Origin of the sequence: Mycobacterium sp. NPDC050441 (assembly GCF_040655355.1) — a bacterium.
Taxonomy (GTDB): domain Bacteria; phylum Actinomycetota; class Actinomycetes; order Mycobacteriales; family Mycobacteriaceae; genus Mycobacterium.
Map to the genome: position 1 here is coordinate 391,724 of NZ_JBFAJS010000006.1, position 16,012 is coordinate 407,735.

The following is a 16,012-nucleotide window of genomic DNA, read 5'->3' on the forward strand; positions in this document are numbered from 1 at the left end:
CGCGTGGCACCGAAGGCTTCAGTCAGCACTGTGTCATCGGCTGTGAGGGTGCAGGAGCGACTCAACACGGCCTGTCCGTACTTCACGATGTTCCCGCTTGACTTCCCGCTAGCGCGTCTGGCTCGTGCGAGGGCGGGGGAGTGGGTCCTGGATCCGTTCTGTGGGCGAGGAACGACGATGTTCGCGGCTCGGCTTAAGGGACTCAACTCGGTGGGGATTGATGCCAGCCCAGTCGCGGCTGCGATCGCATCAGCGAAGGTTGCGCGTGCGGACCCCCGCGAAGTGGAAAGCCTCGTGTGTGACATCCTCCAGCAGGAGAAGTCGCCCGTCGACGTGCCTGTCGGCGAGTTCTGGGATTGGGCATTTCACCCAGAAACCCTGAATCAACTCTGTTGGCTTCGTGAACAGCTTGCGTCACTCCCGACGGATCACAACGCTGCTGCAGTCTTGCGTGCCATTGTGCTGGGAATCTTGCACGGTCCTCTACTCAAAGGTGAACCCACCTACTTATCAAACCAAATGCCGCGTACGTATGCCACGAAACCCGATGCTGCGGTGCGCTTTTGGTCCACACGGGCCATGGCACCGCCGCGTGTGAGCGTCCTCGACACCTTAACGCGACGGATTCGTTACACCCTGGCCGCGGTTCCAATTCATCACGGAGGTGCGGTCTACTGTGGCGACGCGGCTGAGGTATTGAAGGGCGTACGCCAACGGTTTGATTGGATTGTGACGAGTCCGCCTTACTACCGGATGTACACCTATGTGCCTGACCAATGGCTTAGGTCGTGGTTTCTTGGCGGTCCGCCGCACGTCGACTACTCGACTGACAATCAGCTTCGACACACGAATGTTGATGTTTTTGTAGACGGTCTCGCGGCGGTGTGGGACCGCACTGCTTTGCGTTCCAATCCGGGCGCACGGCTTGCCGTACGTTTCGGCGCACTCCCCAGCGTGGACAGCGGCTTGTCGCCGGAGAAGCTTCTTCGACGCTCACTTGATCAATCGGGGCGTTGGAAAATTACGCGAGTGCACGATTCAGGTAGACCTGGCGACCAAGCGCGGCAGGCATCGCAAATGGGTAGGACAGGCGCCTATGCCAATGAGGTAGACGTCCTCGCGGTACTGCGCTGACGGGCCGCAGTTCGGCAGGCTCAAGACGTGCTGGGGTCGGAGTTTCTGCCTAGCGGCAATGCCGACTACCGATTTGGATCGTCCCTCCTCAGTTGGTAATGGGACTTAGTAGCCTAAAATCATGGCGAAGCGGGTTGTCGTGAGTAGGGATGCGGTCAAGAGAGCCGCCAACCGCCGCGGCCCTCAATACGGGGGCGAGCGCCGCAGCTCCAGCACCGTCGCTTCCACCGCCGCCGGCATCTGATGCGACACGACCCCGGCCGATGCGACCGGTCAGCCAACCCGTCCAAACCCTCGACCTCATACCGGGCCAACCACGCATGCAAGGTCTGACGCGACACCCCAACCTTGGAGGCCACCTGCGTGATCGACAACCCGTCGCTGATCACCGCCAAAACAGCCTGATACCGCTGCTCCACCAGGCTCAACTCCCTCATCCAGGGAGTGTCAAGGATCAACCGAAGTAGCTGTAAAGCATCAGCCGAAACACTGTCCCCCATCAACCGGAGACAAAACGTCAAGCATCACCCGACGTCATACAGTCAGGAGTGCCCCCGGCAGGATTCGAACCTGCGACACCGGCTTTAGGAGAGCCGTGCTCTATCCCCTGAGCTACGGGGGCTCGGGACCTATCGAAATAGGTGTCTACAACCCTAAGGGACGACTCATCGTAGTTGGCGAAGCGCCAACCAGCGGCATCGGGGCTGTCGGGAGGCGGTGTCGATGTCGGCCGGAAGCCACGAGGAGATCGGCCGGGGGAATGTCGCCGGCGCCCGCGCAGCAGCGGATCGGCCATACTGGCCCGATGGGGGGATGGGGTTTCAATCGGGTGCAGTTGTCGACCGGATCGCGCGGCAGCGGCCGGCGTCGCCGATGAGCCAGATACTGTTCGCCGCGGGCATAGCCGTGGTGGTCGCGCTTCTGCTGACCCCCGTACTGATCCGGGTGTTCACCCGGTTGGGGTTCGGTCAGGAAATCCGTGACGACGCCCCACAGACCCACCAACGCAAGCGTGGCACCCCGACAATGGGCGGTCTGGCCATCCTCACCGCGATCTGGGCAAGCTACCTGAGCACCAACCTCATTGGGCTCGCACTCGGCGGAGGCGGCCCGTCGGCATCCGGTCTGCTGGTGCTCGGACTGGCCACCGCACTGGGCGCGGTCGGCTTCACCGACGACTACGTCAAGTTGCGGCGCGCACGCAATCTCGGCCTGAACAAGAGAGCCAAGTCCGCTGGGCAATTGGTCGCGGCAGTCCTTTTCGCCGTGCTCGCACTGCAGTTCCGTAACGCTGACGGTCTCACACCGGCAAGCACCGAACTGTCCTACGTCCGTGAAATCGTCTCGTTCGCGCTGCCGGCCGTGGTGTTCGTCCTGTTCTGCATCATCGTGGTCTCGGCGTGGTCGAATGCCGTCAACCTCACGGACGGACTCGACGGGCTCGCCGCGGGGACCATGGCGATGGTGAGTGCCGCCTACGTGCTCATCACTTTCTGGCAGTTCCGAAACGCATGTGCCGTCACCCAGGAAGCCGGGTGCTACCAGGTCCGCGACCCTCTCGATCTGGCCCTCGTCGCCGCTGCCACCGCCGGCGCCTGTATCGGATTCCTTTGGTGGAATGCCGCACCCGCCAAGATCATCATGGGTGATACGGGTTCGCTCGCGTTGGGCGGCATCATTGCCGGCTTATCGGTGGTCAGCCGCACCGAGCTCCTGGCCGTCATCCTCGGTGCCCTGTTCGTGGCCGAGGTGACTTCTGTCGTCATCCAAGTCGTGGCGTTCCGCACCACCGGACGACGGGTCTTTCGATTGACCCCGCTTCACCACCACTTCGAGCTGATGGACTGGCCGGAAAGCGCACTGACGATACGGTTCTGGCTGATTGCGGCAATCGCCAGCGGCCTCGGAGTCGCGCTCTTCTACGGCGAATGGTTGACGGCTGTCGGGGCCTGAGCGCTGGGCGGATGGCGGAGCACTCACGGCCCGATGCGAATGGGCCCGGGGTTCCAGAGTCCACTCCGAACGGCGGTTCCCAGCTGCAGGTGGGCTTCGGGAGCGTCGACGACGGGTGTGAAGCGGCGCAGGGAGCCCCAGTCGCGGCCCCAGTCCCGGGACAAGTAGGTGGGCATGACATGAGCCCGCAGCAGTAGGTCGGTGATGCCCAAGGGGCCGCCGTTGTCGCCGGACTGCCAGGTGTCCGGCATTTCGATCTTGGCGGGGTAATCCGGTGAGATTCGATAGTTGGGGATCTGGGTGACGCCGTTGGCGTGCAGCATCGGCTGCTGGCACGGAAATGCCAGTCCCACAGCCCAATCCAGCAGCACCGGCTGCGTGGAGCCAAGGTATTCCTGAGCTGATCGGAGCTCAGGCACCCGCGGCGGGGTGATGGCGACCCAGTCTCCAGGGTCCAATGAGCGGTCGTCGGCGACAATCCGCACGTAGGAGGCGTCGGCGGGGATGGCGGTGCGCGGGAAACGCAGGCTGCGCCAGGCTGGTTGCGGGCCGATGTCGTAGGGGATGAGTCGCCCGCCCGGTACGGGTGCGCCGTCGGGGCCGGGTATGCCGTATTCCAGGGCGACCGTTTGGGCGGTGGTGCGGCCGGAGAGGACGCTGCTGCCGGTGATGGTGCCGGCCGCGGTGATCACCACGAGCGGGTGGGCGGCGTCGGCGGCCGGAAGTCGATACCACGCAGAGGTGAGCGTGCTGACTTGTTGAGGGCCGGAGGTGAAGCTACCCGCCACCGGCACGCGGGTGGGATCAAGGCCGTAGGGCAACACGACGCTGGAACCGTCGACCCCGGGCTGATCCAGGGCGGTTGGCGCATCCCAGTCGTAGTCGGTTCCGGACTTCGCCTGGCTTTGCCAAATCGACTCTGCCAGTGTGTGTTCAGGCACGCCATTCGGGTTGAAGCCGATCGGTTCGGTGCCGCCCAGCGGCCCCAGGGGGCCGTAGCGTCCGGGCAGTGGCGCGAGGAATCCGGTGTTGGCGTCGGGTTCGACGAGGACGTCGTCGGCCAGCCCGCATCCACCGGCCAGCTCACGCAGGTTGGCCCAGCCGTTGGAGTAGCTGGGGTATTGCTTGACCGCTCCGGTCAGCATCGACCCGGTGCACACCAGCACCATCAGCCCGGCTGCCACGGGCACCGGTGCTGCGGTCAGCATCCGGGCCGGCCGCGATGGAGGTCGTCTCGGTGGGAACAGGTGCAGCCATCCGGCGTAGCCCGCGGCCGCCAGGCATAGCCAGAGGAATACAGCGCTGGCGGTGACCGGACCCCAGTGTGGGCTGCTGTCGTTGAACGGCACCCCGTAGCTGGAGACGTACCAAAAACCGTTGGTGGAAGCGAAACACAACGCGAGAACCAACAGCACGATGGCGAGAAACGCCACCTGGTTGCGTCGTGAGCGCAGCACCGTCGGACCGAAGAGCACGGTGGCCACTGCTGCCATCGCCGCGCCGGCGGCGGCGAACAGCCCGAAATGGTGGATCCACTTGGTCGGGGCGAACGTGAGCAGGAAAATGGTGGCGAAGATGACACCCATCAGTCGCCACACCGGTCCGGCCGCGATCCCAGGTATTCGCTTGCGGCGCAACAACAGCAGCATCGAGGCGAACAGGCATGCCATGGTGATCAAGATTCCGAAGCGGCGGGATAAGGCGGCGTCGGTGGTCGGCAAGAACAGGTAGAAGTAGCGTAGATTCTCGGTGTACCAGGGCTGCGCGGGCCCGATCGCGGTGCGCAATGTGGTGGCTTCGCGTACCGCTGCCAGGGTCTGGTCGGCGAAGATCACCGTGAGGACCACAAACCCGGCTGCGGCCAGGGGCAGCAGCACCGGCCAGATTCCCACCGTTTTGGCGCGGGTGACGATGATTCGCACGATCGGGCGACCAGCGGCAAGTAGGACAGCCACGGCGATGATCCCGGTGGGCTGGATCCCGAGGGTGAACGCAGCCACCACGATCGCCAGCCCGATCGGTGTGGCGCGGCGTGTCGCAATGGCGCGTTCGACAAGGACATAGGTGATGAGGGCGCCGGTGGCGATCTGACCTTCAGGCCGCAAGCCGTTGTTGAACGGCATCCACGCCGCGATGAACACCAGCGCTGCCGCCCACACCGCCGCGTTACTTCTCACGACCGCTCGTCCGAGGCGGGGCAGAACCTCCCTGGAGAGCAGCAGCCAACACACCAGCGCGCAGACCAAGTCCGGCAGACGCAACCAGAGGCTGGCATGGCTGACGTGGGTCATTGCCGCGATCAGGTCGTAGTACCAGCCGAACGGGTCTTCGGGGCTGCCATACCAACGGAAGTAGTTGGCCATGTAGCCGGCATGGCTGGAGGTGTTGGCCATGCCGAATTGGTAACCGTCATCGGAGGATCCAGCGCCGGCGACAAACCAGACCACCGATACCACGATGACGGTGGCGTCCACGGCGTTGAAGGTGCGCCAACGGGTCGGAATGAGCCGCTGCGCGCGCCGCCCGTCGAGGCGGTCAAGTCGCCACAACGCCAACAGTCCGACAATCGTGCCGAGGAGGCCGGCGACCATCGCGGCAGTCTTCAGCGGTGACGGGGAGCTGGTGTATCGGGTGTCGATGGTCGCGGCGAACGACAATCCGGCCGGGGCGGGACCGCTCAGGTCGGTGAACACCCCGACGATCTGGGGCCGCAAGTTCGCATCACCGAAGCCGCCGCGCAACGGCCCGCCGGTGTTCGGGTCGGTCAGTCCTTCGACTGCGGCGAATGTGCCTGCCGTCGAAGAGGACAGCTGCAGCCGCTGACACTGCGGGTCGCTCATCCGGCTGCGCGGCACGCTGAGGATCACCACGTTGCGGGCGATCACGTCGACCCGCTGGGCGGTAGCCGTGACGAAGAGCCCGTTGAGCATCGCCTGCTTGCCGGCCGCCGGCGCCGTGCTCAACACCACGCCGCCCGAGGCGGGCATCTCGCGAAACACGCTGCAGGGCACCGAGGCTTCCAACGACTGCGGGGCCAGTGCGATCAGCGGTGCGGTCACACTGCCCAGCCGTCCACCCTGTGGCCACTGCAGCGACGCGGTTGTCTGCACCACCGGCAATACTGGGATCAGCGCACTGGCCACGAACCCCACCAGTCCCGCGATGATGGCGACCCATCGGGTCACCTGCAACGGCCGGCGGATTCGTGCTGCCGGCGCCTCGGAGCGCTCGCTTCCGGTCGCAGAGTTGACGTCCTCGACCAGGCTCACCGAGCGTCCCTCGCCCTCGTGTTCGCGCGCACCGCATCATCAGTATCTGAAGCAAGTGTTACAGTCAAGTGTGCCGCGACCGTTCGACCGCGACAAGCGCGAAGAGCTATTGGCCACCGCGGGCGCGATTTTGGCGCGCACCGGGATCGTTGACACCTCGCTACGCGAGCTTGCGTCCCAGATGGGGACCAGCGCCCGGATGTTGGTGTACTACTTCGGCAGCAAAGAGCAACTCATGCTTGACGTGTTGAATCGCCAGCAGCGTGCGGCGATACCGGAGACGGAGAATCTGGACCTGCCGGAGTCGATTGCGGCACATCGGGAATGGTGTTTCGAAGACTGGCATGAATGCACGCGCGGCGAGCGTCGTGACAGCCTGCGCGTCGTGCTGCAGATTTTCGGTGCCGCGTGTGGCGTCGACAGCCCCTACCGCGAATACACCTGGGACACCCTGTCGCTGTTGACGCGCAACTCCAAGGCCCGCCTTCTTGCCCTCGGGATGCCCGCCCACGTCGCCGAGACCCGCTCACGCATCGCGCTGGCAGCTTTCCAGGGTTTCATCATCGAATACTTCACCGCACCCGACCCGACCTTCGTCGACGACACGTTCGCCAGGTTCGTCGACGAATTCCTGCTTGCACCTTTCACTCCCACTGGGCCATCGGGCGCCCAGGGGACACGTTGATCACCAACGTCGAAACCCATTTCCGCGGTATGGGTTACCCGCGACCTGAACACATCGGAGGTGGACACTTCGGACCCTTCGGTGACGAGGGCTCCGAGCGCGGCTGCTCCGAACGCTGCTGAGGAGCTTGCCGCGGGGCTGGGGCCTCGCGTGCCGGCGGGTCCTGTCGAGCGGGCGCCTCCCGTTGGGGCCGTTGCCACGCAGGTGCCTCTTGCGGGGGTGCTTGCTGAGCGGGCTCCTGCCAGACGGGGGCCTGGCGCTCGGGAGCCTGATACTTGGGCGCCGGGGCCTCGCGCTCGGGGGCGGGTTCCTGCCACACCGGCGCCTCGCGCTCAGGAGCCTGGGTCTTGGGGGCCGGCGCCTCGGGCTCAGGGGCCTGGACCTTGGGAGCCGGATCACGCTGCGCAGGAGGCTCTTCCGGTGCATTCCGCTGCTGCGGAGGCTCCTGTTGTCTCGGCGCCTCTGGGGGTGCCTGCGGCTGCGAAACCGGAGCCTGCGGATCGGGAGCGGTCTCACGCGGCGCCGGGGCCTCGTGGGGACGATCCGTCGCAGGGTTGGGTGGGCTCGCCGGTTCCGGTTGGTCGGGCGACGCTGCGCCCGGGTTCGGCCGGTCAGCCCGCGGGGGCGTCGCCGGCTGCCCCGGGGAAAGATCCAGGTTTGCTTCCGGTGCCGGTGCAGTCTCTGGCTTTCCGCGCGGTTTGTCGGTCGTTGGCGGCGTGTAGGCAGGCACCGGCGAAAGCTTGGGTGCGCTGAATGTGGGTGACACCTTCGACGGCGGCGCAGCCGGCGCGGGTGCCGCCAATGCCGGCGGTGCGGTCAATACCTCTGACACAAGCGACGTTCGGTGATCTTCCTTGGGTGCCTCGGGTCGCTGTCCCAGCGTCGACACCGGCTGCCACCCGGCGAGGGGGTTGGTCCGCGGGGTGAGGTCTCTGGCGAAGTTGCGTGCGGACTTGTCCGCGAGGTCCTTCATCAGGGGCCCGGAGGTACGTGTCGCCCTGTCATTCGAGATGAACTGTGTCAGAGAGGCATTCAGATTCACCACGGGTGACGAGATGTGGATGTTGACCGCACTGTTCACCGTGACGCCCGGGGGTGCCCAATCGCGATTGCGCGGATTGTGCCAGTCCCGGTTCTTGTTCCAGTTCTGGTACAGGTGCGGGTTGAATCCGTGGGCCCGGTCCCACTGCGCGCGGCGGTACACCGGATTGTAGTTTCGGAACTTCCACCGGTAGTACTGCTGGTACGGATAGTGACGGTCATACCAGCGCTGGTTGCGCGGATCGCCTGGTCGGTCGCGGTGTTGGCCCCATTCGTTGCAGCCACTGCGGTCCCAGCCGTCGCGGTCGTAACCCGCCCAGTTATAGCCGGCCCAGTTGTAGCCCCAGCGGTCGTATCCCCACCGGTCGTAGCCCCAGCGGTCATATCCCCACCGGTCAAATCCGATGAAGTCGTAGCCGTACTGGTTGTAGCCACTGAGGTCGTAGTTGTACCAGCCGCCGCGGTCGTAGCCGTAGAGCTGTCCCCAGGACTGGTCGTAGTAACCCAGGTTTCCGAGGTTGGGCGTAACCGGCGGATCAATGGGCTGCGGCCAGTCGGCCATCGGGGAATCCGGAACGCCGGGCGGCGCTGGGACGTAGTCGTCGGGCGCGTTGTATCCCCAGGTCGGCGCGGCCGCACTGGTCAGCGCCACATCGTCCTGCTGCTGCGGGTCGACAGGCGGCGCCTCCGGAGGCGGGGCGGGCAACGCCGCCAGGCGCTGCACCGTGTCGGGTGTGTACTGCAGAAGCTGTTGTGTCAGTTGAAGATAGAGATTCTGCATGCTGGTTCGCTCAGGTGACGGCGACAGGAAGTCCAGGTCCTGCTTGGCCTGATTGAGCGCGGTGCGGGCGTCCGTCAGCTCATCGGCAGTCGGTTGCTGCCCGCTGCCGAGGATGTCCTGCGCCTTCTTCAGATCTTCTACGACAGCGGTCAAGGCGACGTCTTGAGCGCGATCCGGAAACACCGTCCGCGTGACGCCCCACAGCGCACCGCCGGGTGAGGTCTCATATGCGGCACCGAGTACGCCAACGACGAGCATCGCGGCCATGGCGACGGCGACGGTGGCCTTGCCTCGGCGAGAGCGCGGCACGAACCTTCGCCACCTCGGCTCAGGCTCGGCATACTCCACAACATTCTCGGGGACCAGTCGGGGCCCGAGGATCGTCATGTCGAACTCCTCAACTACGGCCGATGGCCGTGATCGCGCCGCTCCCGACCGCGCGGATCCAGATGTACCGGGCCTCAGTCGTGCGGCCCGGTACCTAATGCCTACCACAACTGCTAAGTGCAACTAAATTCTATTTATTCCCGCCGCAGACGCCAGCATCGCGCCGGATTCTCATCAACCCATAGCTGTCGCACAGGAATACACAGGAAGGCTGTGTGTTCGGCTATTGCTCGCCGGTCTCCACGACGTCCTTGATCCGCTCGAGGGTCTTGCGCATGTCGCGGATGTTCCGGCGGGTTCGGAGTTGCCCGCCGAGAAATGAGAACGCCGTGGTGAATGCTCCCGGTGTCATCCGGAAGGATTCGGTGACATCGGTCTCGGCGCCGGCCGGTTCCAGCCGGTAGTGCCAGTTGTTCACCGATCGGTCGCCCAACAGGACGGCGAAGCCGAACTCACGCCCGGGATCGCAGGCCGTCACCTCGCAGGTCGTCCAATAGACGGGGCCGATCTCGTTGCGCTTCACATGTCCCCGGAACCGCGCGCCGAGTGCCGGGCCGGTCGCGCCACCGAGCCACTCGGCTTCCATCACCTCAGGTGAGAACTTCCCGGTGTTGCGTACATCGGCGATGAGATCCCAGATGCGGTCCGCAGGCGCGGACATCCGCACGGTTACCGAACCTTCCATGGACATGGCGTCCGCCTCCTCGGGGCAATGGCGTCAACGTAACACCGGCGTGGACAAGGACTACGGGTTTTCCGGGGTTCACAGCGTCTGGTGGCCGTGCGAGCGTCGACGCATGACCGCTTCCCGGGTTGCCCTAGGCGTCGATGGTGACCCCGGTGTCGGCCATCTCGCGCATCTGGTCGACCAGTCGTCCCGCGACCCGAGCGGCCAGCCACAGCGCCATCTGGTCGTCTTCGGGCAATCCGGCCAACAGCTCGGCGAGGCGCCGTTTGCGCACAACGGCCCGCGCTTCCCAGAGGCGGCGGCCGCCCTCGCCGACCTTGACCAGGCAGGCCCGCCCGTCATCGGGATCGCTGCACCGCTCCAGCAGCCCTTGCTGTTCCAGACGCTGGACAAGTTGCGTCATGCCCGACTGGCTTGCGCCCTCCGCCTCGGCGAGCGCGGTCACCCGCATCGGGCCCTCGCGGTTGAGTCGGACGAGGACGAGCGTCGCGCTCGCGCTCAACCCTTTGCGATCCGCGAGGTGCCGCCACATCAGATCGGCGCTCGCCACGAGCATCGACGAGACGGCTTCCACGCTGCTGTCGAAAGGTGCGCTGCTCACGAGTCATTTATATCAGCCATAGGAAGTAAATGGGCAAAAGCGGTTCGGTGGACTGTCCGTGGTGCGGACTCTGGGCGGTGGCGACGAGTGCCCTCGTTGCCGGCGTCGGCGCCCAGGAAAATGTCTGGTAGCAAGCTCCGCATCCACTCGGGAGTCGGCTGTCAGCCTGCTGTGAATGTGGACCTGAGGTTAGCCGCCGGCTTGAGAAGTGCTTCCCGTATGCGATATATCTTGCGATCATGATCGGGGAGCAACCCGCGAGCGAGCGCGGCGATGCCGCAGGCCGCCGAATCGGCGCCAGACCACGAACCCGGACCATCCTGGAGAACGGATGGCTTCCGCTGGTCACCGTCATGGCTGTCGGCGTCGGCGGGCTCGGCGTCTGGAAGGTGCACCAGATGTCCGAACCCGGCCCCGTGCCTACCGTCCTTGCCGCGCAGGCGCCCGAGCAGTTCACTCCCAAACAACTCACCTACGAGGTGTTCGGCTCCGTCGGCGACGGCGGGATGCTGAGCTACGTCGACATCGACGGACACCCGCACAAGGTCGATGTCGCCGAGCTGCCCTGGACACACACCGAGACGACGACCCTCACGGTGGTCTCCGGCAGCATCTCCGTCCAGGTCGACGGTGGCGAAGTCGGGTGCCGGATGCTGGTCAACGGCGTTGTGCGCGACGAACAATCGTCCACCCATGCCGAAGCCGACGTCACCTGCCGGGTGAAGTCCGCATGAGCACGCACCGGGCGAACAGACCCTTCGTCGCGCGGTCCGTACGCATCCTGGCGGTGCCGATCATCGTGTTCTGGGCGCTTCTCGCCGTCAGCACCAACACGTTCATCCCGCAGGTCGAGCGGGTCGCTGAGCAGCTCGCGGGTTCGATGATCCCGAGCTACGCGCCGTCACAGGTCGCGATGCTGCGCATCGGGGAGAAGTTCCAGGAGTCCACGTCCACCAGCCTCACCATGCTGGTGTTCGAGGCCGATCGCCCGCTCGACGACGGCGACCACCGGTATTACGACGACCTGATGAACCGGCTCAAGCAGGACCCCGAGCACGTGCAGTACGTGATGGATCTGTGGGGCAAGCCGATCACCGCGGCCGGGGCTCAAAGTGTCGACGGCAAGGCGACTTTCGTACTGTTGCGGCTCGCCGGGAACATCGGGCAGCTTCAGGCGAACGAGTCGGTGAACGCGGTACGCGACATCATCGCCAACGACACCCCACCGCCGGGGCTCAAGGTCTACGTCAGCGGTGCCGCGCCACTGGCAGCGGACACCCTCACCATCGCCAACTCCAGCCTCAACAACATCACGATCCTGACGATCATCCTCATCGTGATCATGCTGCTGGTGGTCTACCGGTCGGTCGCCAACGTACTGGTGCCGCTCGTCAGCGTGCTGATCGAAATGCTTGTCGCCAAAGGCGTCATCGCGACGCTCGGGCACTTCGGCGCCATCCCGCTGTCGTCGTTCGCGGTGAACATCGTCGTCGCACTGACATTGGGGGCCGGAACCGACTACGGCATTTTTCTGATGGGCCGCTATCAGGAGGCCAGACAGGACGGCGAGAGCCGCGAAGACGCGTTCTACACCGCATATCGCAGCGTCGCACCCATCGTCATCGGCTCTGGCCTGACGATCGCCGGCGCGTGTTACTGCCTGAGTCTGGCTCGGCTGGACTACTTCCACACCATGGGTCCGGCGGTGGCCATCAGCATGCTGTTCACCATCGCCGCGGCCCTGACGCTCGCGCCGGCACTGCTCACCCTGGGCAGCCTGTTCGGGCTGTTCGACCCGAAACGCATGACCAAGGGGCATCTGTACCGGCGGATCGCGACGAGCGTGGTGCGCTGGCCGAAACCCGTGTTCGCCGCGAGTTGTGCGGTTGTGATGATCGGTGCGGTGTTCGTTCCCACCTTCCGGGTCAGCTATGACGACCGCACCTACCAACCTGCCGATGGCTCAGCCAATCTCGGCTTCGAAGCGTCGGATCGGCACTTCTCGCAGAGCAAGCTGTTCAGCGAGATGCTGATGGTCGAGAGCGACCACGACATGCGCAACTCGGCCGACTTCATCTCGCTGGACCGGGTCGCCAAGAGCCTGATCCGCCTTCCCGGTGTCGCCATGGTGCAGAGCATCACCCGGCCCCTGGGCCGGCCGTTGGAGCACGCCACGATTCCCTATCTGTTCACCACCCAGGGCAGCGGAAGTGGTCAGCAGCTGCCGTTCACCGAGCAACAGAACGAGAACACCGACAAGCAGGCCGAGATCCAGGCGCGTTCGGTGCAGGTTCTGCAGCAGGTGATCGGGCTGACCCAGCAGATGGCCGATGAACTGCATTCGACGGTTCTCACCTTGGAGAACCTCAAACAGGTCACCGACGAGATGAACGCCGGAATCTCCAATCTCGATGACTTTCTGCGGCCGCTGAAGAGTTACTTCTACTGGGAGCCACACTGTTTCGACATTCCGGCATGCTGGGCGATGCGATCGTTGTTCGATTCGCTCGACGGCATCGACAGTCTCGACGCGCAGATCGCCAACGCAGTCACGTCGTTCGAGGCGATCGACCGGCTGCTGCCGCAGATGATCTCGCAGCTGGAGCGGATGATGGCCGACAGTCGGTCCCTGCTGGGCGTCATCACGAACAATTACGGTCCGGCGCATCTACAGTCCACGCAGACCGATCAGACATTCTTCGACCTGATCAACGTGGGCAACGACTTTGACCAATCCCGCAGTGACGACTTCTTCTACATACCCAGGGAGGCGTTCGACAACGAGGACGTCAAGACCGGCATGCAGCTGATGATGTCGCCCGATGGCAAGGCCGCCCGGTTCATCGTCACTCACGAGGGCAATGCCATGGGACCGGAGGGAATCGAACACGTCGAACAGTTCCCGGATGCGATCAAGGCGGCGCTCAAGGAAACCTCGCTGGCCGGCTCCAAGATCTACATCGGCGGTGCGGGGTCGAACAACAAAGACATCAAGGCCTATGCCGCGTCCGATCTGCTCATCGTGGCGATCGCCGCGTTCGTCCTGATCTTCCTGATCATGCTGTATCTGACCCGGAGCCTGGTGGCGGCCATGGTGATTCCCGGTACGGTGGCGTTCTCGTATGCCGGCGCGTTCGGACTGTCAATCCTGTTGTGGCAGCACCTGATCGGACTGCACCTGCACTGGCTGGTGCTACCGCTGACCTTCATCATCCTGGTCGCGGTCGGCTCGGACTACAACCTGCTGCTGATCTCCCGGGTCAAGGAAGAGTCCGGTGCGGGGTTGAACACCGGGCTGATCCGCGCCCTCGGGAGCACCGGTGGGGTGGTGACCTCGGCGGGCCTGGTGTTCGCGTTCACCATGCTGGCCATGCTGATCAGCGATCTGCGCACCATCGGCCAGGTGGGTTCGACGGTGTGTATCGGTCTGCTGCTCGACACGCTGATCGTGCGCTCGTTCGTGGTGCCATGTCTGCTGCGCTTCCTCGGTCCGTGGTTCTGGTGGCCGACGTTCATCAGGCAGCGACCGCTCCGGCAGCCGTTGCGCCAACGGCAGCGAGTGGAGGCGTGACATGACGACGTCGACTCTGTACGGCATCTTGTCGATCGTCTTCTTCGCACTGATCTGGGTGTTCGCCGTCGTCGCTTTCGTATTCACCCGGCGGATGCGGGGCCACACCCATGTCACACAGGAGCTCGGCATCGGCATCCTGCCGGCCACCTTGCGGAAAGTCCGTAAGCGCGAGGCGCTCTCGGATGAGGAGTTGGCTCTCGCGCGACAGGTCCTCGCGGATCGCGGCAGCATCCTGGCGCTCGCGGTGCCCGCCACGCTGTTCTGCATCGGTTGCTTCTATGTCTTCGGCAGCCTCGAACAGTTGCACGGGCACACCCCGTCGGAGCGAACGTTTCTCGGCGTCTTCCCGATGATCACCTCGACCAACATGGCGATGCAGATACTCAGGAGCGCGCGTCTGAAGCGGCGGATCCCGGATCCGGCTCCGCCGGCGCCGACATCTGCACCGTGACTGAGCCGTCCAGCGTGGGGCGATGGCAGCATCGTGAGCATGACGTCGATCCAGCGGCCGATGCCGCCACTGAATGCCGATGAACGCACCACGCTGGAGAGTTGGCTGGACTTCTATCGCGCCACGTTGGCCCTGAAGTGCGAAGGGCTGGAGGACGAGCAGCTGCGTGCGGCATCGGTGCCGCCGTCGCGGTTGACCTTGCTGGGTCTGGTCCAGCACGCGGCCGAAGTGGAACGGAACTGGTTCCGCAGAGTGCTCACCGGTGACGATGCGCCACCGATCTTCGGGCCACGCGATCCCATCGGCCATGACGGTGGCTTCGAGCTGTCCGCGCAGTCGTCATATCGCGTGGCCGCCCAGATCTGGCAGGACGAGATCACGCAGGCCCGCATCAACTGTGCGGCCCGTGCACTCGATGACACCGCCGCATTCATGGGCGGCGAGGTCAGCTTGCGTTGGATCTATACGCACATGATCGCCGAATACGCCCGCCATTGTGGGCAGGCGGATCTGATCCGCGAACGCGTCGACGGACAGGTGGGGGTCTGAGGTGGGCGGCGGAACTCAGGCCCGACTGTCCACCCCGATGGCCTCGAGTAGGGCGTTGACCGACAGGATGCCCAGCGCATTGGACGCCAGTGGGCTGTCGCCGGTGAGCAGGCGGCGGTCCTGGTGCACGGTGCCGGCCATCTTGTCGTTCACGATGGTCAGCCCTTGCTTGGCCAGCAGATCGGCGACGAGCCATTGCAGGCGTCCGGGCAGATAGCCGATGTCGATGTTGGGGCCCTCGTCGAGCGCGTCTGGGAACACACATACCGCGTACCCGGCCAGCGGTGACTGGGACTTGCCGAGTCCGGCGGCCAGCAGCGCCGCCGGGCCGTGACACAGCGTGATGATGAATCGGCCGTGGTCCAGCGCCCAGTTCAACGCCTGACCCACCGCCTCGCTGGCCGGCAGGCCGACGACGGCTCCGTGACCGCCCGGGATGAAGACCGCGAGATAGTCGGAGGCCGCCTTGAGATCCGCGACGACCTCGGAGAGCTTGAGGGGTTGTTTGAGCTTGGGTTTGAGGGCTTCAAAGGTCGCCATCACGGCGGCGTCCTCGCGGGGCAGGGCCCACAGTTCCAGTTTGGCGGGGTACCCGGAAATGGTCGCGACGTCGACGTCGAACCCGGCCTGCATCAGATGGTGCAGCGGCAGCAGCATCTCCACCGGATGGTTGCCGGTGGAGAACATCTTTCCGTTCTGGCACAACACATATCGTTCTTCGGTGGCGATCATGAGGACCTTCCACCGGCTTTCGGTGTAGGCGCCCTGGTGTTCGACGCCGGCGAAGTCGGTCTTGGCTGCCGTGTACTGGCTCAACGAGTAGGGCGACGGAAAGAAAGCGTTGTCCTCGGCCTGGTCACGGGTGGGCACTCTGCTGAGCTCTGCGTCGGTTGACATCT

Annotated in this window: 13 protein-coding genes, 1 tRNA gene and 1 pseudogene; 8 read left to right on the forward strand and 7 right to left on the reverse strand. The window is 64.8% G+C overall.

The genetic code is table 11. From position 1 onward, the window contains the following. Positions 1–87: 87 nt before the first annotated feature. Positions 88–1,134, forward strand: a complete 1,047-nt coding sequence (locus tag AB0I14_RS20295; protein ID WP_358025505.1) for a DNA methyltransferase — start codon at positions 88–90, stop codon at positions 1,132–1,134. Positions 1,135–1,255: 121 nt separating this feature from the next. After that, positions 1,256–1,378 (forward strand): hypothetical protein, encoded by a 123-nt coding sequence (locus tag AB0I14_RS20300; RefSeq protein WP_358025524.1) that lies wholly within the window; start codon positions 1,256–1,258, stop codon positions 1,376–1,378. On the opposite strand, the pseudogene AB0I14_RS20305 reads toward AB0I14_RS20300, so the two are convergent. Next, a pseudogene (locus tag AB0I14_RS20305) lies at positions 1,321–1,571 on the reverse strand (leucine zipper domain-containing protein); the annotation flags it as partial. The gene AB0I14_RS20300 and the pseudogene AB0I14_RS20305 sit on opposite strands and share 58 nt — an antisense overlap. A gap of 112 nt (positions 1,572–1,683) precedes the next feature. Next, positions 1,684–1,756, reverse strand: a tRNA-Arg gene (locus AB0I14_RS20310). 251 nt (positions 1,757–2,007) lie between these two features. Here AB0I14_RS20310 and mraY point away from each other — a divergent pair. After that, positions 2,008–3,087 carry a phospho-N-acetylmuramoyl-pentapeptide-transferase gene (gene mraY / locus AB0I14_RS20315; protein ID WP_358025250.1) on the forward strand — a complete coding sequence of 360 codons (1,080 nt, stop codon included), beginning with the start codon at positions 2,008–2,010 and terminating at the stop codon, positions 3,085–3,087. A gap of 23 nt (positions 3,088–3,110) precedes the next feature. Here mraY and AB0I14_RS20320 read toward each other — a convergent pair whose 3' ends face one another. Next, on the reverse strand, positions 3,111–6,290 hold the full coding sequence (locus AB0I14_RS20320) for an arabinosyltransferase domain-containing protein (protein WP_358025507.1): 3,180 nt from the start codon (positions 6,288–6,290) through the stop codon (positions 3,111–3,113). Between the two features lie 136 nt (positions 6,291–6,426). On the opposite strand from AB0I14_RS20320, the gene AB0I14_RS20325 reads away from it, so the two are divergent. Further along, complete coding sequence (locus AB0I14_RS20325) at positions 6,427–7,041, forward strand: TetR/AcrR family transcriptional regulator (protein WP_358025252.1); 615 nt, start codon at positions 6,427–6,429, stop codon at positions 7,039–7,041. Positions 7,042–7,075: 34 nt separating this feature from the next. Here AB0I14_RS20325 and AB0I14_RS20330 read toward each other — a convergent pair whose 3' ends face one another. The 3 genes from AB0I14_RS20330 to AB0I14_RS20340 all read right to left on the reverse strand — a co-directional run bounded on the left by AB0I14_RS20330 (position 7,076) and on the right by AB0I14_RS20340 (position 10,539). Beyond that, a complete protein-coding gene (locus AB0I14_RS20330) occupies positions 7,076–9,250 on the reverse strand; it encodes a hypothetical protein (RefSeq protein ID WP_358025253.1) in 2,175 nt (724 codons plus the stop codon). Between the two features lie 223 nt (positions 9,251–9,473). After that, positions 9,474–9,935, reverse strand: coding sequence for an SRPBCC family protein (locus tag AB0I14_RS20335; protein ID WP_358025509.1), 462 nt, complete (start codon positions 9,933–9,935; stop codon positions 9,474–9,476). A gap of 133 nt (positions 9,936–10,068) precedes the next feature. Beyond that, positions 10,069–10,539: a MarR family transcriptional regulator gene (locus tag AB0I14_RS20340; protein WP_358025255.1), complete on the reverse strand. Its 471-nt coding sequence runs from the start codon at positions 10,537–10,539 to the stop codon at positions 10,069–10,071. 353 nt (positions 10,540–10,892) lie between these two features. Here AB0I14_RS20340 and AB0I14_RS20345 point away from each other — a divergent pair, with 353 nt between their 5' ends. From AB0I14_RS20345 to AB0I14_RS20360, 4 genes are read left to right on the forward strand one after another with little or no spacing between them, the layout of a single operon-like run. Beyond that, complete coding sequence (locus tag AB0I14_RS20345) at positions 10,893–11,273, forward strand: MmpS family transport accessory protein (RefSeq protein WP_358025511.1); 381 nt, start codon at positions 10,893–10,895, stop codon at positions 11,271–11,273. Next, positions 11,270–14,110, forward strand: a complete 2,841-nt coding sequence (locus AB0I14_RS20350) for an RND family transporter (RefSeq protein WP_358025259.1) — start codon at positions 11,270–11,272, stop codon at positions 14,108–14,110. The genes AB0I14_RS20345 and AB0I14_RS20350 overlap by 4 nt, the downstream gene beginning before the upstream one ends. Before the next feature lies 1 nt (position 14,111). Continuing rightward, a complete protein-coding gene (locus tag AB0I14_RS20355) occupies positions 14,112–14,564 on the forward strand; it encodes a hypothetical protein (RefSeq protein WP_358025262.1) in 453 nt (150 codons plus the stop codon). A gap of 39 nt (positions 14,565–14,603) precedes the next feature. Next, complete coding sequence (locus AB0I14_RS20360) at positions 14,604–15,113, forward strand: DinB family protein (protein WP_358025264.1); 510 nt, start codon at positions 14,604–14,606, stop codon at positions 15,111–15,113. 15 nt (positions 15,114–15,128) lie between these two features. Here the strand turns inward: AB0I14_RS20360 and hchA are convergent, their stop codons facing one another. Beyond that, complete coding sequence (gene hchA / locus AB0I14_RS20365; RefSeq protein WP_358025266.1) at positions 15,129–16,010, reverse strand: glyoxalase III HchA; 882 nt, start codon at positions 16,008–16,010, stop codon at positions 15,129–15,131. Between the last annotated feature and the right edge of the window lie 2 nt (positions 16,011–16,012).

Coding starts and splice junctions, on each gene's coding strand:
- AB0I14_RS20295 (WP_358025505.1), top strand. CDS start 88: ATGTTCCCGCTTGACTTCCCGCTAGCGCGTCTGGCTCGTGCGAGGGCG.
- AB0I14_RS20300 (WP_358025524.1), top strand. CDS start 1,256: ATGGCGAAGCGGGTTGTCGTGAGTAGGGATGCGGTCAAGAGAGCCGCC.
- mraY (WP_358025250.1), top strand. CDS start 2,008: ATGAGCCAGATACTGTTCGCCGCGGGCATAGCCGTGGTGGTCGCGCTT.
- AB0I14_RS20330 (WP_358025253.1), bottom strand. CDS start 9,250: ATGACGATCCTCGGGCCCCGACTGGTCCCCGAGAATGTTGTGGAGTAT.
- AB0I14_RS20335 (WP_358025509.1), bottom strand. CDS start 9,935: ATGGAAGGTTCGGTAACCGTGCGGATGTCCGCGCCTGCGGACCGCATC.
- AB0I14_RS20345 (WP_358025511.1), top strand. CDS start 10,893: ATGGCTGTCGGCGTCGGCGGGCTCGGCGTCTGGAAGGTGCACCAGATG.
- AB0I14_RS20350 (WP_358025259.1), top strand. CDS start 11,270: ATGAGCACGCACCGGGCGAACAGACCCTTCGTCGCGCGGTCCGTACGC.
- AB0I14_RS20355 (WP_358025262.1), top strand. CDS start 14,112: ATGACGACGTCGACTCTGTACGGCATCTTGTCGATCGTCTTCTTCGCA.
- AB0I14_RS20360 (WP_358025264.1), top strand. CDS start 14,604: ATGACGTCGATCCAGCGGCCGATGCCGCCACTGAATGCCGATGAACGC.
- hchA (WP_358025266.1), bottom strand. CDS start 16,010: ATGTCAACCGACGCAGAGCTCAGCAGAGTGCCCACCCGTGACCAGGCC.